This window comes from Ralstonia sp. UNC404CL21Col, assembly GCF_000620465.1.
In the GTDB taxonomy this organism is placed as follows: domain Bacteria; phylum Pseudomonadota; class Gammaproteobacteria; order Burkholderiales; family Burkholderiaceae; genus Ralstonia; species Ralstonia flatus.
The window spans coordinates 1,134,165-1,158,829 of the sequence record NZ_JIBE01000003.1 but is presented as its reverse complement, the minus strand read 5'-3'; the positions used below and the strand labels follow the sequence as shown (position 1 = coordinate 1,158,829).

25 protein-coding genes are annotated in these 24,665 nt (G+C 65.1%); 12 read left to right on the top strand and 13 right to left on the bottom strand.

What is annotated here, in order from left to right:
- Positions 1 to 25 precede the first annotated feature (25 nt).
- Positions 26 to 715 (bottom strand): lipoyl(octanoyl) transferase LipB, encoded by a 690-nt coding sequence (gene lipB, locus N511_RS0105545; protein ID WP_027678384.1) that lies wholly within the window; start codon positions 713 to 715, stop codon positions 26 to 28.
- Positions 716 to 876: 161 nt separating this feature from the next.
- Entirely contained in the window at positions 877 to 1,236 is a 360-nt protein-coding gene (locus N511_RS0105540; RefSeq protein ID WP_027678383.1) for a DUF2917 domain-containing protein, read from the bottom strand.
- 150 nt (positions 1,237 to 1,386) lie between these two features.
- Here N511_RS0105540 and N511_RS0105535 point away from each other — a divergent pair, with 150 nt between their 5' ends.
- The gene (locus N511_RS0105535) at positions 1,387 to 2,349 is read left to right on the top strand and encodes a transcriptional regulator GcvA (protein WP_027678382.1); all 963 of its coding nucleotides are present in this window, start codon (positions 1,387 to 1,389) and stop codon (positions 2,347 to 2,349) included.
- Positions 2,350 to 2,439: 90 nt separating this feature from the next.
- Here the strand turns inward: N511_RS0105535 and N511_RS0105530 are convergent, their stop codons facing one another.
- The 4 genes from N511_RS0105530 to N511_RS0105515 form a co-directional block, all read right to left on the bottom strand.
- On the bottom strand, positions 2,440 to 2,739 hold the full coding sequence (locus N511_RS0105530; RefSeq protein WP_027678381.1) for a YbeD family protein: 300 nt from the start codon (positions 2,737 to 2,739) through the stop codon (positions 2,440 to 2,442).
- 20 nt (positions 2,740 to 2,759) lie between these two features.
- A complete protein-coding gene (locus tag N511_RS0105525) occupies positions 2,760 to 3,962 on the bottom strand; it encodes a D-alanyl-D-alanine carboxypeptidase family protein (RefSeq protein WP_027678380.1) in 1,203 nt (400 codons plus the stop codon).
- A 91-nt stretch (positions 3,963 to 4,053) separates the two neighbouring features.
- Entirely contained in the window at positions 4,054 to 4,701 is a 648-nt protein-coding gene (locus tag N511_RS0105520; RefSeq protein WP_027678379.1) for an alpha/beta hydrolase, read from the bottom strand.
- Between the two features lie 35 nt (positions 4,702 to 4,736).
- On the bottom strand, positions 4,737 to 5,066 hold the full coding sequence (locus N511_RS0105515) for a (2Fe-2S) ferredoxin domain-containing protein (RefSeq protein ID WP_027678378.1): 330 nt from the start codon (positions 5,064 to 5,066) through the stop codon (positions 4,737 to 4,739).
- Between the two features lie 451 nt (positions 5,067 to 5,517).
- On the opposite strand from N511_RS0105515, the gene N511_RS0105510 reads away from it, so the two are divergent.
- From N511_RS0105510 to N511_RS0105500, 3 genes are all read left to right on the top strand, one after another.
- Positions 5,518 to 6,807 (top strand): dicarboxylate/amino acid:cation symporter, encoded by a 1,290-nt coding sequence (locus tag N511_RS0105510; protein ID WP_027678377.1) that lies wholly within the window; start codon positions 5,518 to 5,520, stop codon positions 6,805 to 6,807.
- A 101-nt stretch (positions 6,808 to 6,908) separates the two neighbouring features.
- Positions 6,909 to 8,927: a sensor histidine kinase gene (locus N511_RS0105505; RefSeq protein ID WP_037026296.1), complete on the top strand. Its 2,019-nt coding sequence runs from the start codon at positions 6,909 to 6,911 to the stop codon at positions 8,925 to 8,927.
- A gap of 25 nt (positions 8,928 to 8,952) precedes the next feature.
- A complete protein-coding gene (locus N511_RS0105500; RefSeq protein WP_027678375.1) occupies positions 8,953 to 10,269 on the top strand; it encodes a sigma-54-dependent transcriptional regulator in 1,317 nt (438 codons plus the stop codon).
- A 62-nt stretch (positions 10,270 to 10,331) separates the two neighbouring features.
- Here the strand turns inward: N511_RS0105500 and N511_RS0105495 are convergent, their stop codons facing one another.
- From N511_RS0105495 to N511_RS0105485, 3 genes are all read right to left on the bottom strand, one after another.
- Positions 10,332 to 11,069, bottom strand: coding sequence for a DUF2278 family protein (locus N511_RS0105495; RefSeq protein ID WP_027678374.1), 738 nt, complete (start codon positions 11,067 to 11,069; stop codon positions 10,332 to 10,334).
- Positions 11,070 to 11,206: 137 nt separating this feature from the next.
- A complete protein-coding gene (locus N511_RS0105490) occupies positions 11,207 to 11,764 on the bottom strand; it encodes a TlpA disulfide reductase family protein (RefSeq protein WP_027678373.1) in 558 nt (185 codons plus the stop codon).
- 102 nt (positions 11,765 to 11,866) lie between these two features.
- Positions 11,867 to 12,382 (bottom strand): O-acetyl-ADP-ribose deacetylase, encoded by a 516-nt coding sequence (locus tag N511_RS0105485; protein WP_027678372.1) that lies wholly within the window; start codon positions 12,380 to 12,382, stop codon positions 11,867 to 11,869.
- A gap of 90 nt (positions 12,383 to 12,472) precedes the next feature.
- Between N511_RS0105485 and N511_RS0105480 the strand changes: the two genes are divergently transcribed.
- Together N511_RS0105480 and N511_RS0105475 are read left to right on the top strand one after the other, a co-directional pair.
- Positions 12,473 to 13,042 carry a hypothetical protein gene (locus N511_RS0105480; RefSeq protein ID WP_027678371.1) on the top strand — a complete coding sequence of 190 codons (570 nt, stop codon included), beginning with the start codon at positions 12,473 to 12,475 and terminating at the stop codon, positions 13,040 to 13,042.
- Positions 13,043 to 13,157: 115 nt separating this feature from the next.
- A complete protein-coding gene (locus N511_RS0105475) occupies positions 13,158 to 13,799 on the top strand; it encodes a LysE family transporter (RefSeq protein WP_027678370.1) in 642 nt (213 codons plus the stop codon).
- Positions 13,800 to 13,802: 3 nt separating this feature from the next.
- Here the strand turns inward: N511_RS0105475 and N511_RS0105470 are convergent, their stop codons facing one another.
- A complete protein-coding gene (locus N511_RS0105470) occupies positions 13,803 to 15,230 on the bottom strand; it encodes an MFS transporter (protein WP_027678369.1) in 1,428 nt (475 codons plus the stop codon).
- Between the two features lie 163 nt (positions 15,231 to 15,393).
- Here N511_RS0105470 and N511_RS0105465 point away from each other — a divergent pair, with 163 nt between their 5' ends.
- The gene (locus tag N511_RS0105465; RefSeq protein ID WP_027678368.1) at positions 15,394 to 15,891 is read left to right on the top strand and encodes a MarR family winged helix-turn-helix transcriptional regulator; all 498 of its coding nucleotides are present in this window, start codon (positions 15,394 to 15,396) and stop codon (positions 15,889 to 15,891) included.
- Positions 15,892 to 15,905: 14 nt separating this feature from the next.
- Here the strand turns inward: N511_RS0105465 and N511_RS0105460 are convergent, their stop codons facing one another.
- From N511_RS0105460 to N511_RS0105445, 3 genes are all read right to left on the bottom strand, one after another.
- Positions 15,906 to 17,438 carry a YifB family Mg chelatase-like AAA ATPase gene (locus tag N511_RS0105460; RefSeq protein ID WP_027678367.1) on the bottom strand — a complete coding sequence of 511 codons (1,533 nt, stop codon included), beginning with the start codon at positions 17,436 to 17,438 and terminating at the stop codon, positions 15,906 to 15,908.
- Positions 17,439 to 17,650: 212 nt separating this feature from the next.
- Entirely contained in the window at positions 17,651 to 18,163 is a 513-nt protein-coding gene (locus N511_RS0105450) for a hypothetical protein (RefSeq protein ID WP_027678366.1), read from the bottom strand.
- A gap of 170 nt (positions 18,164 to 18,333) precedes the next feature.
- Complete coding sequence (locus tag N511_RS0105445) at positions 18,334 to 18,591, bottom strand: accessory factor UbiK family protein (RefSeq protein WP_004637064.1); 258 nt, start codon at positions 18,589 to 18,591, stop codon at positions 18,334 to 18,336.
- A 531-nt stretch (positions 18,592 to 19,122) separates the two neighbouring features.
- Here N511_RS0105445 and N511_RS0105440 point away from each other — a divergent pair.
- The 5 genes from N511_RS0105440 (at position 19,123) to gshB (ending at position 24,570) form a co-directional block, all read left to right on the top strand.
- Positions 19,123 to 19,938 carry a TorF family putative porin gene (locus tag N511_RS0105440; RefSeq protein ID WP_027678365.1) on the top strand — a complete coding sequence of 272 codons (816 nt, stop codon included), beginning with the start codon at positions 19,123 to 19,125 and terminating at the stop codon, positions 19,936 to 19,938.
- 46 nt (positions 19,939 to 19,984) lie between these two features.
- On the top strand, positions 19,985 to 20,323 hold the full coding sequence (locus N511_RS0105435) for a P-II family nitrogen regulator (protein ID WP_027678364.1): 339 nt from the start codon (positions 19,985 to 19,987) through the stop codon (positions 20,321 to 20,323).
- A gap of 30 nt (positions 20,324 to 20,353) precedes the next feature.
- On the top strand, positions 20,354 to 21,904 hold the full coding sequence (locus N511_RS0105430) for an ammonium transporter (RefSeq protein ID WP_027678363.1): 1,551 nt from the start codon (positions 20,354 to 20,356) through the stop codon (positions 21,902 to 21,904).
- A 367-nt stretch (positions 21,905 to 22,271) separates the two neighbouring features.
- On the top strand, positions 22,272 to 23,567 hold the full coding sequence (gshA, locus tag N511_RS0105425) for a glutamate--cysteine ligase (protein ID WP_027678362.1): 1,296 nt from the start codon (positions 22,272 to 22,274) through the stop codon (positions 23,565 to 23,567).
- A gap of 31 nt (positions 23,568 to 23,598) precedes the next feature.
- Positions 23,599 to 24,570, top strand: a complete 972-nt coding sequence (gene gshB / locus N511_RS0105420) for a glutathione synthase (RefSeq protein ID WP_027678361.1) — start codon at positions 23,599 to 23,601, stop codon at positions 24,568 to 24,570.
- Positions 24,571 to 24,665 lie beyond the last annotated feature (95 nt).

The window sequence follows — 24,665 nt, the reverse complement described above, 5'->3', positions numbered from 1 at the left end:
CTTGCGGCTCGTGCATTTCCGGGCGCTATGCGGTAGCGGCCTCGGCGGGGTGCGCTTGCGCGCGTTGCTGCAATTGGGCGACCAGCGCATCGGCCAGGCCGCGGGAAACGGTTTGCCAGTCGTTCGCATCGACGGCGCGTCCGGACGCATCACGGGCGCCGGCGGTCACCATATCGACGGTTTCCAGGCCGGCATAGCCACACGGGTTGATCTGCGTGAAGGGCGACAGGTCCATCGCCAGGTTCAGGCTCACGCCGTGGTAGCTACAGCCGTTGCGGATCTTCAGGCCCAGCGCGGCAATCTTGGCGCCAGCGTGCGGCCCGCTCGACAGGTAGATGCCGGGGGCGCCAGCCTTGCGTTCGGAGGCGACATTATACGTGGCGAGCGTCTCGATGACGGCCGCCTCGATCGCGTCGACCAGCGCTTTCACGAACAGCCCGCGGCGGCGTAAATCCAGCAAAAGGTAGGCAACGACTTGGCCGGGGCCGTGATAAGTGATCTGGCCGCCACGGTCGACTTTCACCAGGGGGATGTTGCCGGGGGCCAACAGATGTGCCGGATCGCCCGCCAGGCCGAGCGTGAACACCGGCGGGTGTTCGACCAGCCAGATCGTGTCGGGCGTATCGGGGCCCCGCTGTGCGGTAAAGGTCTGCATTTCGTCGAAGCAGGTGGCGTAGTCCTGCAGGCCGCGTTCGACGATGTCAATCGGAATCATGCCCGCGAGTGTAGCGCAGGGCCGCCGATGTCGCCGTGCGCCTTTGCCCGCTTTGGTTGCAGGGTCGGGCAAAAAAATGCCGGCGCGATGGGAGGCATCGGCGCCGGCATCGGCTTCTGCGGCAGAGGCCGCAAAAGGAGGCTTGAAACAGGTTTCCGGGCTCAGGCGGCCACGATGGGCGTGTCGGCGTGCTCGTTCCAGCCGAGCGCCGCGAGCGTGTGGCGCCAGCCGTTCGCGACGTGCCATGGCTTGCGCGGCATGTGGCCGTCGGTGGCTTCCACGGCCAGTGCGACCGGGCCGAGGGCTTTCGGGTCTACCGAGACGACGATTTCTTCGCCGCGCTTCACGGCAACGCTGCCGCCCGCGCGCAGCCATTCGTCGCCGGCTTTGTTCTCGTGTGTGATCCATACGTCGCGCCCGGAGGCTTCTTCGACGCGCACATTCTGGTTGGCCGGCATGCGCAGTGCCACCACCTCGCCGGGCTGCAGAGTGAATACAATTTTTGTTAGTACAGCTTTCATGATCGGCTCCTTCACGGCAGTGGGATGGGGCCTTGCCGTTGAAGGAAGTCTAGGCGCTTGGTTGCCTTGTACCAAACGATATATATTGCGTTTCTTGATAGCACAGCTCACATAAAAACCACGCCGTGCTACGAAAACCCGGAGGGAACGATGACCGAAATCCGCGAACCGATGCGCTTGCCGTCACTTGGCGCCTTGCGGGTGTTCGAGGCGGCGGCGCGCTATGAGAGTTTTTCGCGTGCAGCGACGGAGCTGTTCGTCACGCATGGGGCTGTCAGCCACCAGATGCGCACCCTGGAAGACGAGCTGGGCGTGCCGCTGTTCGAGCGGCGCGGCAAGCGCGTCATGCTCACGCACGCGGGCCGCGCCTATGCCGATCGCGTGCGCGAGGCGCTCGACCAGATCGCGCAGGCCACGCATCAACTGCGCGCCGGCAATCGTGACAACCGCTTGGCGATCAGCACGATGCCGTCGTTCGCGGCGCGGTGGCTGACGCCGCATATCGGCACCTTCATCGAGCGCCATCCCGAGTTGGAGGTGGAACTGTTCTCCAGCCCCGCGCTGGTCGACTTTGCGCGCGAAGAGATGGACGTGGCGCTGCGCATGGGTTCGGGCAACTATCCGGGCCTGTACGTGGAAAAACTGCTCGACGATGTGTTCTTCCCGATCTGCAGCCCGTCGTTCAACGGCGGCCGCCTGCCGCGCACGCCCGCCGAGATGGCCGGCATGACCCTGCTGCGCAGCGAGGGCGAGGCATGGAAACCGTGGTTCGATGCAGCCGGCCTTGAGGGGTTTGTGGAGCCGCGCGGCGGGCTGATGTTCCAGGATTCGTCGTTGCTGCTGCAGGCGGCGGCAGCGGGGCAGGGTATTGCGCTGATCCGCCCGACGCTGGCTTTCAATGATTTGCTGACCGGTCGTGTGGTGCGCCTGTCCGAGACGACGATCCCGTGTCCGTGGAACTACTACTTCGTCTGTCCGCACAGCGCCCTGCAGACGCCCAAGATGCAGGCGTTTCGCGCCTGGCTGCTGCCCGAGATTGCCGCGTTCAAGCTCAAGCTGGCGGGGCTGATGAACGACAACGCGGTGTGCCTGGGGCACGTCTCGAAGGGCTGAGGCCCGGGCATCCAAAAGCGCTCCGATAAACGCAAAACGCCCCGGCATGACCGGGGCGTTTTTGCTTGCAGCGGGGGCCGCAGAGGCGCGTTACAGCACGATTTTTACCATCGGATGACTGGTCAGTGCCTGGTACAGCGCATCGAGCTGTTCGCGGCTCGTCGCGCGCACGGTCACGGTCAGGCCCAGATAGTTGCCGCTCGAAGACGGACGTTTTTCCAGGCGCCCTTCGTGGAATTCGGGGTCGTGCAGACGGACGACTTCGACGATGGTCCGGGCAAAATCGTCATGCATCGGCCCCATCACCTTGATGGGGAAATCGCTCGGGTACTCGATGAGCGACTGTTCGGGCGGAATGTGGCCCGGCGGGGGAGTGTGGGAGGAGGTCATGTCGAAGTAAATGGGGACGATTACTTCTTTTTAAACCACAGCTTGACCGCGTCGATAGTGCGGCCGATAAAGCCGGCTTCCGGCACCGCTTCGAGTGCCACCACCGGGAATTCCGACACCACGGTCGAGCCGTCCATCACCTTGACCGTGCCCAGTTGCTGGCCCTGGGCGATCGGGGCGATCAGCGGGTCCTTGCGCTCCAGCACCGGCTTCAGGCGCGCACCTGCGCCCTTGGGCACGGTGATCCACTTGTCTTCCGCCACGCCGAGTTTCACGCTCTTGGCCTGGCCCTTGTAGACGTCGGGCGTCTGCAGCGCTTCCTTGGCCTGGTACAGCCGCACCGTATCGAAGAACTGATAGCCGTAATTCAGGACCTTCAGGCTTTCCTGCGTGCGGATGGCGTCGCTCTTGGTGCCGACGATGACCGACAGCAGGCGGCGGCTTGCACCCGGCACATCCGGCAGCGGGCGGTTGGCCGATGTGACGAGGCAGTAGCCGGCCGACTTGGTGTGGCCCGTCTTGCCGCCGTCGACGGTCGGATCAAGCCACAGCAGGCGGTTGCGGTTGGACTGCTTGATGTTGTTATAGGTGAAATCCTTCTGCGAGTAGAACTTGTAGTCCTGCGGGAAATCCTTGATCAGCGCCGCGGTCAGGATCGAAAGATCACGTGCGGTGGAGTAGTGATTCGGGTCGGGCAGGCCGGCGGCATTCATGAAGTGCGTGTTCTTCATGCCCAGGCGCTCGGCTTCGCGGTTCATCAGCATCACGAAGTTGGTCTCGGTGCCGCCCACCGCCTCGGCCAGCACGAGGGCCGCATCGTTGCCCGACTGGATGATCAGACCTTGCGTCAGTTCACGCAGCGAGACGGGCTTGCCGGCTTCCAGGAACATGCGCGATTCGTCGGTCTTGACGGTGCGCACGGTCTCGGTGGGCGTGATCATCTGGTCGTACTTGAGCTTGCCGTCGCGCACGGCTTCGAAGACCAGGTAGGCCGTCATCAGCTTGGTGAGCGACGCGGGCTCGATGCGCTCGTCCATGTTGGCACCGCCGAGCACTTGGCCACTGGTCACGTCGGTCAGCATCCACGAGCGGGCCGCGACTTGCGGGGCCGGCACCGGCTGCGCCATGGCGGGCAACGCGGTAGCAAGCACGGCGGCGGCTACGGCGGTCGCTGCGGCGGAATGGAAGGCGGAGGGCGTGAAATGGGCGAAGCGGGTCTGCATGTCGGGTCCTGCGGTCTGCTTGGAATTCAATGGCGCCGCCTGCCAGAAAAACGGGGGGAGGCGCGGCGCCCGGAAAGTCAACGGGTGGGTGTTACGGTTTTGGCGCCCAGGCGCCGGTAATGAGCTGCCGGATCAGATGCAGCTTGCGGTGGAAGAAATGATCGGCGCCGGGGATGACGATCACGGGCAGCTCCTGCGGGCGCGCCCAGTTGAGCACGTCGATGAGCGGCACGGTGTCGTCTTGTTCGCCGTGGATGATGATGGTGTCGGCCGGCACCGGTGCCACATCCCAGCGCGAGGTGGCGGTGCCCACCAGCGCCAGGCGCTCGGCGGGTGTGCCGGCTTCGTTCAGGCGGCGCGCCACCTGAGAGACGACAAAGCTGCCGAACGAGAAACCGCCCAGTGCCAGCGGCAGCGTGGCCACATCGGCGGACCATTCGGTCTGTGTCCGCATCCAGTCGAGCACGGCCAGCATGTCGTCCTGCTCGCCGATGCCGTTGTCGTGCGTGCCTTCGGTCTTGCCCACACCGCGAAAATTCAGGCGCACCGTCGCGTAGCCGAGGCCGACGAAGGTGCGTGCCAGCGTCTGCGCGACCTTGTTGTCCTTGGTGCCGCCGAACAGCGGATGCGGATGGCCGATCAGCGCCAGGCCGCGCGGTGCGCCGTCCGGCTGGTCGATCGACAGGTCGATCTGCCCGACGGGGCCGGGAATCAGGCGTTCTTCGGTATGAACGTTCATGGAAGCTGGAGAAACAGATGCGGTAAAGCGCAGGCTCACGCGTTGGCAGGGCGGTCGACCATCAACCGTTCAACGGGTTTGCCTTCGATCAGATGGCTCTGGATGATCTCGTCGATGTCTTCCTTGTCGACGAAGGTGTACCAGACGGCCTCGGGGTAGACCACCATGACCGGACCGAGTTCGCAGCGGTCCAGGCAGCCGGCCTTGTTGATCCGCACGCGGCCTTCACCGTTGATGCCGAGTTCCTTGCAGCGCTTCTTGGCGTATTCCTGCATGGCCTTGGCGCCAAAGTCGGCGCAGCAGCGCGAGCCGTCCTCGCGTTCGTTCAGGCAAAAGAAAACGTGGTGCTGGTAGTGGCTGCTCATGGGCGGACCGAGAAGGCTGGGAGGGCTGCGTGACGGTACGCGCGGCAGGACTCAGCAGACTTTCCTGGCGTCGCGCACATATGTGGATTTGCGTAACGAGCCGGCATTATACGACCCCGGTGTCGCGCGTCCTTCCAACACGCGGGCTCCGCGCAACGCGCGATGCTGCGTCGCAACACGTTTTCCGGATGTCTGGACGCCCCTCTGCGCGGATTCCGGGATTGACGACGGCTGGGGCGGGTGCCATCGTAGTCACACCAAGCTGGTACAAGGGCTGGCGGGCCGCAGGCAGTGGAAATACGTGTTGGCATAGCCCTTGCAATAACGACCGACCTGCTGCGGGAAACGCCGGACACATCAGCGTATCGAGGCAGGAGAGAGACCACACCAGGGCGGGTCGGACCGGGCGAGCAGTTGAGCGCACGGCCGGTCTGTGACACTCGAGGAAGACATGAAAAAACCGTTCTACAAAATCCTGTACGTACAGGTGCTGGCGGCGATCGTCATCGGCGTTCTGCTTGGCCATTACTCGCCCGCGCTCGCCGTCAAGATGAAGCCGCTGGGCGATGGCTTCATCCAACTGATCAAGATGGTGATCGGGCCGATCATCTTCTGTACCGTCGTCTCCGGCATTGCCGGCATGCGCGACATGAAGAAGGTGGGCCGCGTGGGCGGCAAGGCGCTGATCTACTTTGAGATCGTCTCGACCTTCGCGCTGGTGATCGGTCTGGCCGCGGGCCACATCTTCAACCCGGGCTCGGGCTTCAACGTCGATGTGAACACTATCGACGCCAAGGCCGTGGCCCAGTACGCCGCCAAGGCGCAGTCGGCCAGCACGGTCGACTTCCTGCTCAACATCATCCCGAGCACGGTGGTGGATGCCTTCGCCAAGGGCGACATCCTGCAGATCCTGCTGATCGCGCTGCTGTTCGGCGGTGCGCTGTCGGCAATGGGCGATCGTGCACAGATGGTGACGGATTTCATCGACCAGATCGCGCATGTGTTCTTCCGCATCGTGCACGTCATCACGCGCGTGGCCCCGCTCGGTGCCTTCGGCGCAATGGCCTTCACCATCGGCAAGTACGGCGTGGTGTCGCTGGTGCCGCTGCTCAAGCTGATCGGCACGTTCTACCTGACGGCCATCATCTTCGTGGTGGTGGTGCTGGGCATCATCGCGCGTCTGACGGGTTTCAACATCTTCCGCTTCGTTGCGTACATCAAGGAAGAACTGCTGATCGTGCTCGGCACCAGCTCGTCGGAATCGGCGCTGCCGCACCTGATGGAAAAGATGGAGAAGCTGGGCTGCTCGAAGTCGGTGGTGGGCCTGGTGGTTCCGACCGGTTATTCGTTCAACCTGGACGGCACCAACATCTACATGACGATGGCGGTGATCTTCATTTCGCAGGCGCTGAACATCGAGCTGACCTGGACGCAGCAACTGACCATCCTGGCCGTTGCCATGCTGACGTCGAAGGGCGCATCGGGCATCACCGGCGCGGGCTTCATCACGCTGGCTGCAACGCTGGCCGTCGTGCCGGATATTCCGGTGGCGGGCATGGTGCTGATTCTCGGTATCGACCGTTTCATGAGCGAGTGCCGTGCCCTGACCAACATCACCGGCAACGGCGTGGCCTGCGTGGTGATCTCGGCCTGGGAGCGTGAACTGGATCGCGCCAAGCTGGCGCGCGTGCTGTCGGGCGACCGCAGCGACGAGGGCGTGCCGGCCACCCCGGCAGCTTGACCTGTGGGTTCTGGCTGGCGCCTGCGGGCGCCGGCGCCTGAAAGCGCAAAGCGTATGATTGCGGGGCCTGTCCTTCCAGACGGCCCCGCTTCTTTTTTGGGATGCACTCCGTGAAGCACCTCGGCGACATGCCGACTGCCGGCACGGCGTTGGAAGGCACGGCATCACCCTCCGCCGCCCAGCTCCAGCCGATGTCCGATCCCGATTTCTCCCTGACCAGCGCCTCCGGCCCGCGACGCGGCTTCTGGTGGCTGGTGGCGCTCGGGCTCGTGGTGGTAATGACCGTGGTGTGCGCGACCACCTTTGTGGTGGCGTGGAACCGGGGCCTCGCACAGGCCCAGCAGGCCGCCGGCGGTCGGGTCGATCGCTATGCCGCCAACCTCAAGAGCACGCTCGACCGCTACGAATACCTGCCGGCGCTGGTGGCGCTGCATCCGTTCATCCACGATCTGCTTGCCAATCCGACGCCTGCCAATGTCGACCGGGCGAACCGCTATCTGCGGGAAGTCAACGATCGCGCGCACGCGACCGCCACCTATGTGATCGCCCCCAGCGGCAAGGCGCTGGCCGCATCGAACTACAACCAGCCTGACAGCTTCGTCGGCGCCGAATATCTGTTCCGGCCGTACTTCCAGCAGGCGGCAGAAGGCCACGTCGGGCGCTTTTACGGCATTGGCATCACGCGTGAAGAGCCGGGCTATTACATCTCGCAGCCCGTCATGCAGGACGGCCGCGTGATCGGCGTCACGGTCGTCAAGCTCAACCTCGAATGGTTCGGCCGCGCCAGCCACGACGCGTCGGAGCCGGTGATGGTGGCCGACGAGAACGGCGTGATTTTCCTGTCATCCGTGCCCGCGTGGCAGTACCGCACGGTGGAACCTCTCACGTCGAAACTGCAGGCGCAGCTGGAGGCGACGCGCCAGTATTACCGCAAGCAGATCACGCCGCTGCCGTTGCAGCCCGAGGCGCCGGCCTTCCTGCGATTGACCGGAAGGTTGCCGGAAGGCGCAGAGCTGATCCGCGTGGGCGAGCGCACGAACGCCACGCGCTATCTGCAGGTTTCGCGTGACCTGGTCGAGCCCGACTGGACGCTGATGTATCTCACGCCGGTGGAGCCCGTGATGGGCGCCGCGCGCAGCGCGACCGTGGCGGCGGCGTTTGCCTTCGCGTTTGCGTGCCTGCTGCTCTTCTATTGGCGCCAGCGCCGCCTGCGCATGATGGAGATGCTGCGTAGCCGCCGCCTGCTGGAAGCCGCATACGACCAGCTCGAACGCCGTGTGGAAGACCGCACGGCCGACCTGATGGCCACCAACGAACAACTGCAGCACGAGATCGTCGACCGCACGCGTGCCGAGGCCGAACTGCGCGCCACGCAGGACGAACTCGTGCAGGCCAGCAAGCTTGCCGCGCTGGGCCAGATGGCCGCCGGCATCACGCACGAACTGAACCAGCCGCTGGCCGCGTTGCGCACGTTCTCCGACAACACGCGCATCCTGCTCGAACGCGGCCAGCACGGCGCCGCCACCGATAACCTGCAGGCGATTGCCGACCTCACCGAACGCATGGGCAAGATCACCGCGCAGCTCAAGCTGTTCGCGGGCCGCTCACGGCGCAAGGTGGTCGATGTGCAGGTGCGTGTGGCGCTCGATCACACGCTCGCGCTGCTGCGCCCGCGCCTGGGGGACGTGTTGGTCGAACTGCACTGGCGCATCCCCGAGACAGAGGCAGTCGTTCGCGCGGATGAACTGAAGCTGGAGCAAGTGCTGATCAATCTGGTTGGCAATGCGCTCGACGCCATCAACGCCAATGAGCCGGTACGCGCCGGCCGCATCGACATTATCATCGGCCCGATCGAAGGAGCGCAGGCGCCGTCGAATCAGCTGTCCATTGCCGTGCGCGACAACGGCCCCGGCATTCCGCCCGACGCCATGCCGCATCTGTTCGAGCCGTTCTTCACCACCAAGGAAATCGGCCAGGGACTGGGCCTGGGGCTGGCGATTTCCACCAGCATTGCGCGGGACTTTGGCGGCTCGCTGTCGGCTGCAAACGTGCCGGGCGGCGGCGCGCAATTTACGCTGACGCTGGTACGCGCCGACGTCACCTCCGCGGCTTCCCTCTGATCCGTTTTTCACACAGACACGAACCATGTCCGAAGGCTTGACCGTTCTTTTCATCGAAGACGACCCGCCTGTGCGCCAGGCCACCGCGCAGAGCCTGGAACTGGCGGGCTTCAACGTGCAGGCGTTCGGCAGCGCCGAAGAGGCCGTCGGCAAGATCGACGCGAACTTCCCCGGCGTCGTGGTGAGCGATCTGCGCCTGCCGGGCGCGAGCGGCCTGGACGTGCTCGCCCACTGCCAGTCGTTTGGCACGGGGATTCCCGTGGTGCTCGTCACCGGCCATGGCGACATCACGATGGCCGTGCAGGCGATGCGCGAAGGCGCGTTCGACTTCATCGAGAAGCCGTTTCCCGCCGAGCGCCTGACCGAGACCGTGCGCCGCGCCGTCGAACGCCGCGCGCTGGAGCTGGAGAACCGCGCACTGCGCCGTGAACTGGCAGGCCCGGCGGCCGGCACGCGCATCATCGGGCGCTCGCCTGCGATGGGCGCCGTGCGCGCGCTGATCGAAAACGTTGCGACCACCGATGCGCCGGTGCTCATCAACGGCGAGACCGGCACGGGCAAGGAACTGGTGGCGCGCAGTCTGCACATGCTGTCGCCGCGTCACGACAAGCCATTCATTGCGTTGAACTGCGGCGCGGTGCCCGAACAGATTTTCGAGAGCGAGATGTTCGGCCACGAAGCCGGCGCATTCACCGGCGCGGGCAAGCGCCGCATCGGCAAGCTCGAGCACGCTTCGGGCGGCACGCTGTTCCTTGACGAGATTGAGAGCATGCCGATCGCGCTGCAGGTCAAGCTGCTGCGCGTGCTGCAGGAGGGCGCGCTGGAGCGGCTCGGCTCGAATGCCTCGGTGCGCATCGACGTGCGCATCGTCGCGGCCGCCAAGGGCGATATGGAGGCGCTGATCGAGGCGGGCGGTTTCCGGCGCGATCTGTATTACCGCCTGAACGTTGTTGCCATCGATCTGCCGCCGCTGCGTGAACGTCGCGAAGACATCATCCCGCTGTTCGAACATTTCCTGCTCGAAGCCGCCGTGCGCTATCAGCGGCCGCTGCCGATGCTCGCGGAGCGTCAGCGCCACGAGCTGATGCAGTCGAACTGGCCCGGCAATGTGCGCGAACTGCGCAACGCGGCCGATCGTCTGGTGCTTGGCGTGGGCCGCACGCCGGTCGTGTCGGATGCATCGGAAGACGGCATGCCGCTCAAGGAACGCGTCGAGCGTTACGAGCGCACGGTGATTGCCGAAACGCTGGCACGCACCGGCGGCTCGGTGCATCAGGCGGCGGACATTCTGCAGGTCGGCCGCGCCACGCTGTATGACAAGATCAAGCGATACGGCCTTTGACCCGGCACGCTCGCACGCAACACGCCCGGCATCGACCGGGCGTTTTCTTTTTCTTTTCGCGCTCAACCCAGAATCGGATGCGCATTCGCCACCGGATATCCGCGGTTATCCGTCGGAATCCGCTGCGTCTGAAACGCGATCAGAAGCGCCTGGAATTTGCCGTCGATTTCCACGATGACAGCACCGTCCTGCCGTATACCGTTTTCGCGAGAATGGTCCTTCACACCTGGCGTATGCACCACCGGATTGCCCTGGTTCATGTGCGTTTCGTGCAGCCCGTTGTGCTGCGGCTCGAACAGGAAGCCGAAGCCGTAGACCGTCACGTCGGTGCGTGGCGGCCAGCCTTTGCGGTCGTCGTCGCCGGAACTGCCGTGATAGACGTAGTCGATGGGCGCGGCGGTTCGGTCGAGGTTGAGCATGTCGTCAACGAGCGCGTTGATGTCGTTGTGCTCCGTCGCGGTATCCAGCGCGATCGGCCGCATGTTGGGGAAGTCGACCAGCCCGGCGTCGCGCACGTAATCCAGGCGCGGGAAGCCGCTCTCGTGCAGGCCGGGGGCCAGCGCGGCGAGGTCGGCGGTGATCGGCAGCTGCAGATCCGTCGTCCACTGATACAGCACGTGATAACCCGCGGCGCCGGCGCCCGGCATGCTCGAGTCGGATTTCACGTTGGCCAGCACCACGAATTCCGACCCGTCCGGCGCTTCCACCACGATCGCGTAATGCGGATTGCCGTTGTAGCCCTCCAGATACGGCACACCGAATTTCAGCTTGCCCTTGAACATGCAGTAGTGATTGACCATGCGCGCTCCATCGAACCCGGGATTGACGGACCGCCATTGCAGCAGGCCCGCGTGAACCTAGTGTGGAACGTGCGTTGCCCGGAAACAAAAACGCCCGGCATTCACCGGGCGTTTCGTTTGAATTGAGGCGTGGACGCTCAGGCCTGCTTGCCGAGCGTCTGCTTGAGCAGCGCGTCGAACGATGACCATTCCGGTTCGCCCACGTAGCGCTTGAGGATGTGGCCGTCGCGGTCGACCAGGAACGTGGTCGGCGTGAGCTGCACGTCGCCGAAGGCCTTGGCGGCCGAGCCATCGGCATCCATCGCGACCTTGAAGGGCAATTGGCGCGTCTGGCTGAAGTTCATCACATACATTGGCGCGTCGTAGCTCATCGCCACAGCCACGTACTCTAGCCCCTCGCCTTTGTACTTGTTGTACGTCTGGACCATGTTGGGCATTTCCTTGACGCAGGTCGCGCAACTCGTGGCCCAGAAATTGACGAGATAGACCTTGCCCTTCAGGTCTTGCGTCGAAAGTTTTTGCCCATCCAGCAGCGTGAAGGTCGCCGCCGGGACCTGCTGCGACGGCGAAAACGCACGCCAGCCGAACCAGCCGGCCACGGCCAGCACCAGCACGATCACGGGAAGCAGCCAGCGGCGCCCGCCTGAGGTGGCGCCAGATGCCGGGGCTGCGGAGGAAGTCAGGGTCGAGGCCATGTCGGCAACGGGATCCGGAAAGAAATCAGACGCCTATTGTAGGCCCGCCGTGCCCCCGCCGCATGTGCGTCGCGTCAATCCGTCCGCAGTGCGATTCAGGAATCACTTTCCGTTGCCGAGGGCGGCTTCGTACAGGATCAAATCCGCAGCCGAGAAGCAGCAAAAGGTGATCGTCTCCAGACGGCTGCCATGCTCGCGGGCGGCACGTACTGCAATCGGCGCGGCCAATTGCGGCGGAAAGCCATACACGCCGGTGCTGATGCACGGAAACGCGATGCTGCGTACCTCGTATTTGCACGCCAGTTCCAGGCTGTTGCGGTAACACGCGGCCAGCAGCGCCGCCTCGTCCTGCCGGCCGCCGCGCCAGATCGGCCCGACCGTGTGGATGACGTAGCGCGCCGGCAGCGCGAAGCCCGGCGTGAGTTTGGCTTCACCGGTCCGGCAGCCATGGAGTGCGCGGCACGCCTCCAGCAATTCCGGCCCCGCCGCGCGGTGGATCGCGCCATCGACACCGCCCCCGCCCAGCAGCGAGCTGTTCGCAGCGTTGACGATGGCATCGCACTCGAGCGTGGTGATGTCGCCGCGCAGGGCACGCAGCGTGACGGACGAGGATGGCATGGCGCGGTCCTTGACGGGGAAGACGAGGGCGGGCGTCTCTGCTCGATAATAGGCGGCTCAGAATCGGACCGAAAACGGACGGGAGGCGACGTGGCAGTCAAAGCGAGGGCAGGCTGGCGGATGGGGTTGGGCGCGTTGGCGTGCGCGCTGCTGATGGCCTGTTCGCCCAAGTACGACTGGCGCACGGTCCATTCCAACGAAGGCGCCTACGCCGTGGATTACCCCGCCAAGCCCACCGCGGAAGCGCGCCCCATCGTCATCAACGGCCAGCGCATGCCGATGACCATGCAGGCCGCCAGCGTCGACGGCACGCTCTTCGCCGTCGGTGTGGTGGAACTGCCGGCGGATGATCCGGTCTGGCGTCAGCGCGCGGTGGAGGCGCTGCGCACCGGCTTGTCCGCCAACCTGAAGGGCCCCGTGACCGCACGCGACATCGCCGTGCAAACCGCCGCGCAGCCGCCGTTGTCATTGCCGGCGGTGGAGTTGATTGCGCAGGGTGCGGGCGGAGACGATCCCGCGCCGCGCCGGCTGACCGCCCGCGTCGTCGCCACGGGCAAGCACGCCTACCAGGCCGTCGTGCTGGAATCGGGCGATGCCGCTCGCGACGCGCGCCAGCAGGAACAGGTCGACCAGTTCCTCTCCAGCTTCCACCCGTATTAGGCCCTGAGCAGGACAAGCACATCGGCCGCAGCCGGTGCACAATCGGCGTCTTCCGCTGTATCGCAACACGCTACACGCTACACGCTACACGTCCACCACATCACGGGGAACCATCATGACGTTGCAAGTCTGGCTGGCCTTTTTTCTGGCCGCCTGGGTGATCGCCATCTCGCCGGGGTCCGGCGCCATTCTTTGCATGAGCCACGGCCTGACGCACGGCGTGCGCCGCACGTCGGTCACGATTGCCGGGCTGGAACTGGGCATTGTCGTCATCCTGTTCATTGCCGGCGCGGGGCTGGGCGCGCTGTTGATTGCATCCGAGCACGCCTTCATGGCCATCAAGATCATCGGCGCGATGTACCTCATCTACCTGGGCATCGTGCAATGGCGCACGCCCATCCAGATCAACAAGCCGGCTGAGGGCGAGCCCGTGAAGGTTTCGGGCAGCGGGGCGCGCCGCCGGTTCCTGGTCGGGTTGCTGACCAACCTGACGAACCCGAAGGGCATCCTGTTCATGGTGGCCGTGCTGCCGCAGTTCATCGATCCGGCCAAGCCGCTGCTTTCGCAGCTCGGCATCCTGGCGGCGACGATGGTGTTCGTCGACCTGATCGTCATGCACGGTTATGCGCTGCTGGCCTCGCGGGCGCAGCGCCTGTTCCGCAACCCGCGCGCGCTGCGCTGGCAGAGCCGTTTCTTCGGCGGCATGCTGATGAGCATTGGTGCGGCGCTGTTCTTCGTGAAGCGGCAGACCAACTGAGCCTTATCGCGCCAGCGGGGCGGGCTGCGTGCCGAGCCCCGCGCGCGCAATCAGCAGCGCCCCCACCGGCGCCGCCGCAAACAGGAGGAACAGCCAGCGCGACGCCACCCCCAGATCGGGCGACGGGCCGGCCGTGCCCAGCGTATTGAGCACGACGCCGCCCAGCGCTGCCCCCAACGCGGTCGCCACCAACTGCACCGTTACGATCGATGCTGACGCGCGATCGTGGTCTTCCGCCGGCACCGCCGTCATGATGCGATTGGCCAGGTGCGGCCACGCCACGCCCACGCCCAGCCCCACCAGCGTCAGCGCGACGATGATGAGCCCGGTCATCCACGCATCGCCCGCGCCCGTCGGCACGAGCATCGCCAGCACCAGCAGGCCCAGTGCACACGCCCACGGCGCCGCTCCGATCACGCGCGTGGCGGACGATTCTCGCAGCGTGGCGCTCAGGATGGCACCGAGCGTCCAGCCCGCCGAGGCCGTCGCCGCGATGTAGCCGGCAATCAATGGGCTTTGCCCATGCAGCCGCTGCAGGAAGAGCGGCACGAAGATCTCCGTGCAAGTGACCGTCACGGCCAGCAAGGCGGATACGCCGTAGAGTGCCGCGAGCGTGGTGCGGCCCGTGTACGCATCGGCCGGCAGGATGCGGCGCGATGAGCGCATCTCGACGTGGCGGATGGCCAGCATCGTGGCCGCTGCGGCGATCATCCCGAGGGCGCCGAGCCACGGCGTAGCGCTGACGCTGCTCCACGATGCTGCGACCACGGCGACCGCCAGCAGCACGAGCTGGCGCCCCGGCACGGGCGTCGGTTGCTCGGCGTGCCCAGACGTTGGCTTGAGCACCACCACGGCAGCCGCAGCCGCCAGGCCGATCAGCGCCACCAGAGACCAGAACGCCAACCGCCACGTTGCATACTGCGCAAACACGCCGCCCACGGCCGGCCCCAGCAGCGTGGCAATGCCCCACATGCCAGACAGCAGCGCCAGCGCGCGCGGCCACAGCGGCTCCGGCAGCACGGTGCGCATCAGCACATACGGCGCCGACAGCAGCACGCCACCACCGAGCCCCTGCAGTACGCGGCCAATCAGGAGCACCGGCATGGTGGGCGCCAGCGCGCACAGCGCCGAGCCGCCGCCGAACACCGCCGCCCCCAGCAGGTAGGCGCCGCGCGGCCCCGCATGCTGGATCACCTGGGCAGCCACCCCCGCCCCCGTGATCGGCGCGACGATGAACAGCGTCGTGTTCCACGCATAGAAGGCCACGCCGCCGATATCGTCGACCACGCTCGGCAGGATGGTCGTGGTCAGGTAGAGATTGATGGCGTGCAACGCCACGCCGGCAGCCAGCACCAGCACGCGCAGCGCGTTGGCGCCGCGAAACAGGTCAAGCCAAGAGGCTTCGTCTGCGTTGATCGAGGTTGGACTCATCTTGCGCTCCAGCAAAGAGGTTCAGTGCCATCTCGAAGACGCGCGGTGGTGCCACGTTGTGACAGCCCGCTTGCATCCGCCGAATCCGTATCGCACTATCTTGGCGTCAAGATAAAAACGAGTTATCTCGACGTCAAGATAACCACCGCTGGAGGAAGGGAGAATGGACCGCGCTGCCCAAGCCGTCGAACAATGGAATCGCGAGCGCCCGGATTTGGACGTCAGCTCGATGCTGCTGCTCGGGCGCCTGGGCGAAGCGGCGCTCGTCATCGCGCGTGAACGGCTGAATCCGCTGTTTGCGGAGTACGGGCTGCAGCCCGGCGAGTTCGACGTGCTCGCCACCCTGCGCCGCAGCGGCGCCCCGTATGCGCTCACGCCCACCGCGCTGTACGACGCGGCGATGATGTCCTCGGGCGGCATGACCAATCGCATTGATCGCCTGCAGCAGGCCGGCTGGGTTGAGCGTCGCCCGAACCCCGAAGACGGGCGCGGCACGCTCGTCGCGCTCACCAAGGCGGGGTTTGCGCTCATCGATGAGGTTGTTGGCGCGCATGTGGCGAACCAGCGCGCCGTGCTTTCCGTGCTGACCGAGACGGAGCAGCGGCAGCTGGCAAAGCTGTTGGGGAAGCTGATCGAAGGGCAGCGTGTCGACGGAGGCTGATCCGTCCGGCTGCGTTAATCCGCCTTCACCCCGCGCCGATACTGGATGGCCTCGCCCACATGCGCGGCATCGATCTGCTCGTCACCCGCCAAGTCGGCAATCGTGCGTGCAAGTTTCAGCACGCGCGCATAGGCGCGGGCCGACCACGAAAAGCGCGTCATCGCGTGGCGAAGCAAGCCATCGGCCGCATCGGTGCGGCTGCAATGCAGATCGATTTCATGGCCGCCCAGCAAGGCGTTGCGCTTGCCTTGTCGTGCGAGCTGTCGCGCGTGCGCGGCAGCGACACGCTGGGCCACGTTGACCGTCGGCTCACCTGGCGGCCCGTCGAGCAGTTCTTCCTGCGAGGGCGTCGGCACCTCGATCTGCACGTCGATGCGATCAAGTAGCGGTCCGGAGATGCGCGCCTGGTAACGCTCCACCTGATCCGGCGTGCAGCGGCACGCCCGCAGCGGATGGCCGCGATAGCCGCACGGGCACGGGTTCATTGCCGCGATCAGTTGGAAGCTGGCCGGAAAGTCGGTCTGATGCGCCGCACGCGAGATGGTGATGTGGCCGGTTTCCAGCGGCTCGCGCAGGACTTCGAGCACGCGGCGTTCGAACTCGGGAAGTTCATCGAGGAAAAGCACGCCCTGATGCGCCAGCGAGATTTCGCCCGGCCTTGGCGTATTGCCCCCGCCCACCATCGCCACAGCCGACGCCGTGTGGTGTGGCGAGCGGAACGGGCGCACCTTCCAGCGTCGCGCATCGAAGCCCCGCGTGGTCAGGCTCATCACGGCGGCGGCGGAGAGCGCTTCGTCGTCGCTCATGTCCGGCAGCAAGCCCGGAAACCGCTGGGCGAGCATCGACTTGCCGGTTCCGGGCGGCCCGATCATCAGCATGGAGTGACCACCCGCGGCCGCAACTTCCAGCGCCCGCCGCGCCTGCGGCTGGCCGCGCACGTCAGCCAGGTCGGGATAGCGGATGTCCACGTCGACCGGCGCGGGCAGGGCCGGCGCGAGCTTGCGATCCGGCGCGCTCAGGTGGTCGCACACCTCGATGAGCGTGCGCGCGGGCAGGACTTTGGTGCCGCTGACGAGCGCAGCTTCAGCGGCGTTCTCGGCGGGCAGCACGAAAGCCCGCGCGAGCGGTGCGTCGCCATCGGCCGAAGCGGGGTTGCGCGACAGCGCATACGCCATCGCCAGCGCACCGCGAATCGGCCGCAGGTCGCCGGAGAGCGACAACTCGCCCGCAAACTCGTGCGCATCAAGATGCGTGTGCGGAATCTGCCGGCTCGCAGCGAGGATGCCCAGCGCGATAGCGAGGTCGAACCGGCCGGATTCTTTCGGAAGATCGGCCGGAGCGAGGTTGACGGTGATGCGCCGCGCCGGAAACTCGAAGCGGCTGTTCTGGATCGCTGCACGCACGCGATCCTTGCTCTCCTTCACCTCGGTATCGGGCAGGCCGACGATGGTGAACGAGGGAAGGCCATTCGCCAGATGAACTTCCACCGAGACGGCCGGCGCGTCGATGCCCGAGAGTGCGCGCGAACGCAGTACGGCAAGGCTCATTGCGCTGCCCTCCGGGAAAACTCACGAGCAAGACGGAGGGCGGGGCATCGGTGCATGGCGACAGAGCGTGACGGTTGCGGAACCCTCCACTGTGCCAGCCGCGTTGCGCTGCCATGGCCACCGGCATCCAAATTTGACGATCGCGCCGGCATGAGAAACGGACAAAAAAAAACCGGAGCACTCGGCTCCGGCTTTGTTGTCGGCAGATCAGTTCAGGGGAAGGCTGGCATGGCCGTGTCTTCGCCGCTGAAGTGGCCTTCGGGATGCGTCTTCTGCAGCAGCGCGCGAATCTCGCTTACGCGCGAGCGCGGCACATCGACCATCAGCAGGATCTGCCCATCCTCCACTGCCTGCTTGAACGGTTTCAGGCGGCTGTTCGGCACCGAACTGCCAATCATGCTGGAAGCCCACGCGCCAAACAGCGCTCCCACCACGGTGGTAATGCCGACCATCCCCCACTGCGGCCCCTCGCCGATGACGGGGAAGATGGCCGCCACGATGCCGGCCAGCACACCCGCACCGCCGCCGATCACCAAGCCGTTCTGCGTGGCGTGGACGATGTCGGAGGTCTGGAGGATGTTGGCTTCGTGCAGGCCGGTGAGATCGATGCCGGGCTTGGAGACGAAGTGGATGTGGCGCTCGGTGATGCGCGCCAGCAGGAGGTCATTCATCACGCGCCGGGCGCTGACGACGTCCGGCATCAGGAAGTAGAGGCGATGCTGCATGATCTTCTCCTCAAGCGCGGCTGCGCGTGCGTCTTAAGGACGTTCTAGATCAGTTCGCCAGCCGCAACAAGGCGGCACATCGATCTTTTCGCTGTGCGCCGCAGCAGGGGTGCGGCGGTCTGCACAGCGGCCCGGCCGATGCGCTGCCGGCGCAACACCGGGCGGGCGGTTTACTGATCTGCGGGGGCGGCAGACTTGAGCTGCGCTTCCAGGGCGGCAACGCGGGTTTCCAGTTCTTCCAGACGCGCACGGGTACGCGCCAGGACCTGCGATTGCACGTCGAATTCCTCGCGCGTGACCAGATCGAGCTTGGAGAAGCCCTGGGTCATCATCGCGCGGACGTTCTTCTCGATATCGGCTGCCGGCGAGTTGCGCAGCGCTTCGCTCACGCGGTTTTGGAAGTCGGAAAAGAGGTCGGTCGGTTTCATGTTGTTTGCTCCGTGGGTCGTGCTGTCTGCGCCAGGCCGGTGCATGCACCGTAACCGTGCGCGTGAATTGCTGTGTCGTGGTGCGAACGCCTGCCTCAGGCGCGTGGTTTCGGTGCTGCTGGCCGCGATGGTACCGGCTGAGCGTCGTGAACGGCACACCTTCCGTCAAATCTCGCTGCGATGCGGCATTGGCGTCGCCATACAAACGGGGACAGAACGGGCCGCCGCAGCTTCCGCGCCGGGCCCCGCGCGCAATCGCATCGGGCTGAAATCACTCTATCACATGGTTTTTATCGCGCCATGACGGCGTGGGCAGCCAAGGGTGAACCCGCTTGCGGCAACCGTTGGCGGGCTGCCGGCGATGTCCCGCGTGACCCGTCCCCAATTTCCTCTGCTTTTGCGGTGTGGCGCAGCCCGCGCCGTAACCGAAGACGGCCTCCAGTCCGGCGACAACGACATGGCATGACAGTTGCAGAACTGGTGCGATTTTTTTTCCATTCCGTTGCGACTGTCTAAAGGGGGAGAGCCGTTATGAAGAAGTTTGCGTACGCAGCCAGCCTGGTACTGCTGACCGGTGCCGTTGCCGGTGTCAGCCAATCCGCCATCGCGCAGTCCGCACCCGCGGCTGATGCACCCGCCGCCGCACCGGCGCCCGCGCCGGCCGCACTCACGGCCAACGTCACGCTGGCCAGCCAATACCGCTACCGCGGCATCATGCAGACCAACAACAAGCCGGCCATCCAGGGCGGTTTCGACTACGCCATTCCCGGCGGTGTGCTGCCTGAAGGCTTCTACGTCGGTAACTGGAACTCCTCGATCAGCTGGCTGAGCGATTCCAACTCGAACGTCTCCGCGCCGATCGAGATGGACTTCTACGCCGGCTACAAGACCGAGATCATCAAGGACGTGCCGATCGACGTGGGCGTGCTCCAGTACTACTACCCGGGCAGCTACCCCGACGGCTTCACGCGTCCGCACACCACCGAAGGCTATGCGCAGATCGGCTACGGCCCGGTCACGTTCAAGTATTCGCACGCGTTCTCGAACCTGTTCGGCACGCCCGATTCGCATCACAGCCAGTACTTCGACCTGTCGGGCAACTTCGACACCGGCTTCTGGGGCCTGACGCTGAACCTGCATGCCGGCTATCAGCAAGTGCCGCACCAGGCCGTGCGCGCCTCGTATGCCGACTGGAAGGTTGGCGTGACGAAAGACTTCGGCAACGGCTGGGCGGCATCGCTGGCCTACATCGATACGAATGCTGCGCGCGCGTTCTACACGAACACGCGCGGCAACTACATGGGCAAGGCAACGGCCCTGCTGTCGATCACCAAGACTTTCCAATAACGATGCGCGGCGGTGCTTCGGCGCCGCCGACCGAGGAGCAACCAGCATGAAACTCATCATGGCCATCATCAAGCCGTTCAAGCTCGACGAGGTCCGCGAGGCGCTGTCCGAAGTGGGTGTGTCGGGCATTACGGTCACGGAAGTCAAAGGCTTCGGACGCCAGAAAGGTCATACCGAGCTTTACCGCGGCGCGGAGTACATCGTCGACTTCCTGCCTAAAGTAAAGATCGAAGTGGCCGTGCCCGACGATGTGGTCGAGCGCGCTGTCGAGGCCATCGAAAAATCCGCCCGCACCGGCAAGATTGGCGACGGCAAGATTTTCGTGGCCGAGGTCGAACAAGTCATCCGCATCCGCACCGGTGAGACCGGCGGCGACGCCCTATAAGCCCCAATCCGCCAAGGAAGAGGTCAAAACATGAAAACCTGGTTCACACGATTCCTGACGGCTGGGGCCGTCGCTGCCGTGCTCGCAGGCGCCGTGATGTCGGCGCCGGCCGTTGCACAGGACAAGCCGGCGGCTGAAGCTTCGGCGCCGGTTGCCGCGACTGCCGCTTCCGAGCCGGCCGCTGCCGCACCGGCTGCCGCGGCCCCGGCTGCAGCGCCTGCCGCCGCAGCTGCTCCGGCTGCCGCTGCGCCCGCCGCCGCCGCTACGCCCGTCCCCAACAAGGGCGATACGGCGTGGCTGCTGGTCTCCACCGCCTTCGTCATCCTGATGACGCTGCCGGGCCTGGCGCTGTTCTACGGCGGCCTGGTGCGCAAGAAGAACATGCTGTCGGTGCTGATGCAATGTACCGGCATCTTCTCGCTCATCATCATCCTGTGGGCCATCTACGGCTACAGCTTCGCGTTCACCGAGGGCAACGCCTTCTTCGGCGGCCTGGATCGCCTGTTCCTGAAGGGCCTGACGCCGGATTCGGTGGCGGTCACCTTCAGCAAGGGCGTGGTGGTGCCGGAATATGCGTACTTCGCTTTCCAGGGTGCATTTGCGGCGATTACCTGCGCGCTGATCATCGGCGCTTTCGCCGAGCGTGCGAAGTTCTCGGCCGTGCTGCTGTTCGTGGTGCTGTGGTTCACCTTCAGCTACCTGCCGATCGCGCACATGGTCTGGTTCTGGCCGGGTCCGGATGGCTTCACGGATGCCAAGGCTGCTGAAGCGATGACGGCCAAGTCTGGCTGGCTGTTCCAGAAGGGCGCGCTGGACTTTGCCGGCGGCACCGTCGTGCACATCAACGCCGCTGTGGCCGGTCTGGTGGGCGCATTCCTGTTCGGCAAACGCATCGGCTTTGGCCGCGAGGCGCTCAAGCCGCACAGCCTGACGCTGACGATGGTCGGTGCCTCGCTGCTGTGGTTCGGCTGGTTCGGCTTCAACGCCGGTTCGGCCCTGGAAGCCAACGGCAGCGCCGCGCTGGCCTTCGTCAACACGCTGCTGGCGACCGCCGCTGCCGTGCTGTCGTGGAGCTTCGGTGAGTGGATCGGCAAGAGCAAGCCGTCGATGCTGGGTGCTGCGTCGGGCGCCGTGGCTGGCCTGGTTGCCATCACCCCGGCTGCCGGCTTTGTCGGCCCGATGGGCTCGATCGTGCTCGGTATCCTCGCCGGCCTGCTGTGCCTGTGGGGCGTGAACGGCCTCAAGCGCATGCTGGGCATGGACGACACGCTGGACGTGTTCGGCGTGCACGGCGTGGGCGGTATCCTCGGCGCGCTGCTGACGGGCGTGCTGGCGTCGCCGAGCCTCGGCGGCACCGGTATCTACGACTATGTCGCCAACAAGGTTGCCGATGACTACTCGATCGGTGGCCAGCTGTGGATCCAGTTCCAGGGCGTGGCGACCACGGTCATCTGGTCCGGAGTGGTGGCGTTCATCTCGTACAAGATCGTCGACGCGATCGTCGGCCTGCGCGTGCCGGAAGAAGAGGAGCGCGAGGGTCTGGACATCACGTCCCACGGCGAAACCGCCTACGAAGACTGATCGTCTGCCTCGTCCTGCAAAAGACCCGGCTCAGCGCCGGGTTTTTTGTTACGCCGCTTCTGAGCCGGGCGTCCTTAAGTCCGATGTTAAAAACGTTCAATTGCCTCTCGTTATGCGGACGCTTACATTGCAGACGTGGTTTCCTCCACCTGCAGAACGCTCCCCGTATCTGTCAGGCTATTCCCCAAGCGCGGCAGCCCCGCGCTTTTTTTTTGTCCGTCAGTTTGTGTGGCCTGCTGCACTGCCGCACTTTGCCTCTTGCGAATCCTCTTTCCTAACCGCATATCGATAGTCCGCTATCGTCTGCAAGCTATTGCCTGTTCCTCTACAATCGGAGTCGGCGATAAATAACATCAATAGGAAGGGTATGGTTCCGCACTTGATCACCGCGCTGAACGGGCCGCTGCTGGAGCTCGAGCAGAAGATTCTTGACGCCACGCCCGCCATCGAACGCTGGTTCCGCCTGGAGTGGCAGGAACACACGCCGCCGTTCTACTGTTCCGTCGATTTGCGCAACGCCGGCTTCAAGCTGGCTCCCGTCGACACGAACCTGTTCCCCGGCGGCTTCAACAACCTGGCGCCCGAGATGCTGCCCCTGGCTGTGCAGGCCGCCATGGCCGCCATCGAGAAGATCTGTCCGGACGCCAAGAACCTCCTGCTGATCCCGGAGCGCCACACGCGCAACATGTTCTATCTGCAGAACGTCGCGCGCCTGTCGCAGATCATGCGTCAAGCCGGCTTGAATGTGCGCCTGGGATCGCTCTCCGAGGACATCACCGAGCCGACGCCGATCGATTTGCCGGATGGGCAGCGCCTCGTCGTCGAGCCGATCAAGCGCATCGGCACCAAGGGCCGTCGCCTGGGCATGGAAGACTTCGATCCGTGCTCGATCCTGCTGAACAACGATCTGTCAGCCGGCGTGCCGCCCATCCTCGAGAACATCAACGAACAATATCTGCTGCCGCCGCTCCATGCCGGCTGGTCACAGCGTCGCAAGACCCACCACTTTGCCGCCTACGACGAAGTGGCCAAGAAGTTTGCCAAGCTGATCGACATCGACCCGTGGATGGTCAACCCGTACTTCACCAAGTGCAGCGGGCTGGACTTCCATGAGCGCGCCGGCGAGGAAGAACTCGCGCACGCGGTGGAGACGGTGCTCAAGAAGACCGCCAAGAAATACAAGGAATACGGCGTGAACGAGACCCCGTACGTGGTGGTCAAGGCCGACGCCGGCACCTATGGCATGGGCGTGATGACGGTGCGCGATCCTTCCGAGGTCAAGGGCCTCAACCGGAAGGAGCGCAACAAGATGAGCGTGGTCAAGGAGGGCCTGGAGGTCTCCGAAGTGATCGTGCAGGAAGGCGTGCACACCTTCGAGAAGATCAACGAGGCGGTGGCCGAGCCGGTCGTCTATATGATCGACCGCTATGTGGTGGGCGGTTTCTACCGGGTTCACACCGGCCGCGGCGTGGACGAAAATCTGAATGCGCCGGGCATGCATTTCGTGCCGCTGCCGTTTGCCTCGAATTCGTTGCCGGACAGCCATGCCAAGCCGGGCGCCGGCGAGCCGAACCGCTTCTACATGTACGGCGTCGTGGCGCGCTTGGCACTGCTGGCTGCATCGCTCGAGCTTGAGAAGACCGACCCGAACCCGCTGATCTGATCGGCCATAAAACGCTGTAGAAGGAACCGCCATGCGCATCCTGTTCATCGTCGATCCGCTGTCGACGTTCAAGACCTACAAGGATTCCACCTTCGCGATGATGCGCGAGGCGGCGGCGCGCGGCTATGCCATCTACACGTGCCTGCAGTCGCAGCTCACGCTGGCGAACAACGTCGTCGAAACCGTTGCCACGCCAATCGCCCTGACCGGCGACGAGCACGACTGGTACCGCGCCGGCGATGCGCGCCTGCTGCCGCTGACAGGCTTTGACGCGGTCCTGATGCGCAAGGACCCTCCGTTCGACATGGAGTACGTCACCAGCACGTGGCTGCTGGAGATTGCCGAGCGCCAGGGCGCGCGGGTCTTCAACAAGCCGCAGGCGATTCGCGACCATTCGGAGAAGCTCGCCATCGCGCAGTTCCGCGAGTTCACCGTGCCGACCATCGTGTCGCGCGATGCCAAGCGCCTGCGTGAATTCCACGCCGAGCAAGGCGACGTCATCTTCAAGCCGCTCGACGGCATGGGCGGCGCCGGTATCTTCCGCGTGGGCCCGGACGGCATGAATCTCGGCGCAGTGATCGAGTCGCTGACCGACAACGGCGCCCGCACGATCATGGCTCAGCAGTACATCCCTGCCATCCGTGAAGGCGACAAACGCATCCTGCTCATCGGCGGTTCGCCGGTGCCGCATTCGCTGGCGCGCGTGCCGATGGCCGGTGAGGTCCGCGGCAATCTGGCTGCCGGTGGTACGGGCAAGGCGCAGCCGCTGTCGGAGCGCGACCATGTGATTGCACATGCACTTGCGCCGGTGCTGTGGCAACGCGGTCTGCTGCTCGTCGGCCTGGATGTCATTGGGGATTACCTCACCGAGGTCAACGTTACGAGTCCCACGTGCTTCCAGGAAATCACGCAGCAGACGGGCTTCAACGTGGCGGGGATGTTCATCGACGCGCTGGAGCGTGCCGCAGGCAAGACAAGCGGGCTGGGACGCAAGCCCGCCTAAAAGGGCGGCGTGGCCCCTCCGCCGAGGGTCCTCCACAAGGGGGAGATTCGGGGTACAGGCCGGCAATCGCGTCAAATGGCCCTGATACAATCGGC

Excerpts from the sequence above, each read along its gene's own strand:
- N511_RS0105460 (WP_027678367.1), bottom strand. The coding sequence starts at position 17,438 with ATGAGCCTTGCCGTACTGCGTTCGCGCGCACTCTCGGGCATCGACGCG.
- lipB (WP_027678384.1), bottom strand. The coding sequence starts at position 715 with ATGATTCCGATTGACATCGTCGAACGCGGCCTGCAGGACTACGCCACC.
- N511_RS0105535 (WP_027678382.1), top strand. The coding sequence starts at position 1,387 with ATGACCGAAATCCGCGAACCGATGCGCTTGCCGTCACTTGGCGCCTTG.
- N511_RS0105470 (WP_027678369.1), bottom strand. The coding sequence starts at position 15,230 with ATGAGTCCAACCTCGATCAACGCAGACGAAGCCTCTTGGCTTGACCTG.
- N511_RS0105465 (WP_027678368.1), top strand. The coding sequence starts at position 15,394 with ATGGACCGCGCTGCCCAAGCCGTCGAACAATGGAATCGCGAGCGCCCG.
- N511_RS0105440 (WP_027678365.1), top strand. The coding sequence starts at position 19,123 with ATGAAGAAGTTTGCGTACGCAGCCAGCCTGGTACTGCTGACCGGTGCC.
- N511_RS0105435 (WP_027678364.1), top strand. The coding sequence starts at position 19,985 with ATGAAACTCATCATGGCCATCATCAAGCCGTTCAAGCTCGACGAGGTC.
- gshA (WP_027678362.1), top strand. The coding sequence starts at position 22,272 with ATGGTTCCGCACTTGATCACCGCGCTGAACGGGCCGCTGCTGGAGCTC.
- N511_RS0105450 (WP_027678366.1), bottom strand. The coding sequence starts at position 18,163 with ATGCAGCATCGCCTCTACTTCCTGATGCCGGACGTCGTCAGCGCCCGG.
- N511_RS0105485 (WP_027678372.1), bottom strand. The coding sequence starts at position 12,382 with ATGCCATCCTCGTCCGTCACGCTGCGTGCCCTGCGCGGCGACATCACC.
- N511_RS0105505 (WP_037026296.1), top strand. The coding sequence starts at position 6,909 with ATGCACTCCGTGAAGCACCTCGGCGACATGCCGACTGCCGGCACGGCG.
- N511_RS0105430 (WP_027678363.1), top strand. The coding sequence starts at position 20,354 with ATGAAAACCTGGTTCACACGATTCCTGACGGCTGGGGCCGTCGCTGCC.
- N511_RS0105510 (WP_027678377.1), top strand. The coding sequence starts at position 5,518 with ATGAAAAAACCGTTCTACAAAATCCTGTACGTACAGGTGCTGGCGGCG.
- N511_RS0105520 (WP_027678379.1), bottom strand. The coding sequence starts at position 4,701 with ATGAACGTTCATACCGAAGAACGCCTGATTCCCGGCCCCGTCGGGCAG.
- N511_RS0105530 (WP_027678381.1), bottom strand. The coding sequence starts at position 2,739 with ATGACCTCCTCCCACACTCCCCCGCCGGGCCACATTCCGCCCGAACAG.
- N511_RS0105515 (WP_027678378.1), bottom strand. The coding sequence starts at position 5,066 with ATGAGCAGCCACTACCAGCACCACGTTTTCTTTTGCCTGAACGAACGC.
- N511_RS0105475 (WP_027678370.1), top strand. The coding sequence starts at position 13,158 with ATGACGTTGCAAGTCTGGCTGGCCTTTTTTCTGGCCGCCTGGGTGATC.
- N511_RS0105495 (WP_027678374.1), bottom strand. The coding sequence starts at position 11,069 with ATGGTCAATCACTACTGCATGTTCAAGGGCAAGCTGAAATTCGGTGTG.
- N511_RS0105540 (WP_027678383.1), bottom strand. The coding sequence starts at position 1,236 with ATGAAAGCTGTACTAACAAAAATTGTATTCACTCTGCAGCCCGGCGAG.
- N511_RS0105490 (WP_027678373.1), bottom strand. The coding sequence starts at position 11,764 with ATGGCCTCGACCCTGACTTCCTCCGCAGCCCCGGCATCTGGCGCCACC.
- N511_RS0105525 (WP_027678380.1), bottom strand. The coding sequence starts at position 3,962 with ATGCAGACCCGCTTCGCCCATTTCACGCCCTCCGCCTTCCATTCCGCC.
- gshB (WP_027678361.1), top strand. The coding sequence starts at position 23,599 with ATGCGCATCCTGTTCATCGTCGATCCGCTGTCGACGTTCAAGACCTAC.
- N511_RS0105445 (WP_004637064.1), bottom strand. The coding sequence starts at position 18,591 with ATGAAACCGACCGACCTCTTTTCCGACTTCCAAAACCGCGTGAGCGAA.
- N511_RS0105500 (WP_027678375.1), top strand. The coding sequence starts at position 8,953 with ATGTCCGAAGGCTTGACCGTTCTTTTCATCGAAGACGACCCGCCTGTG.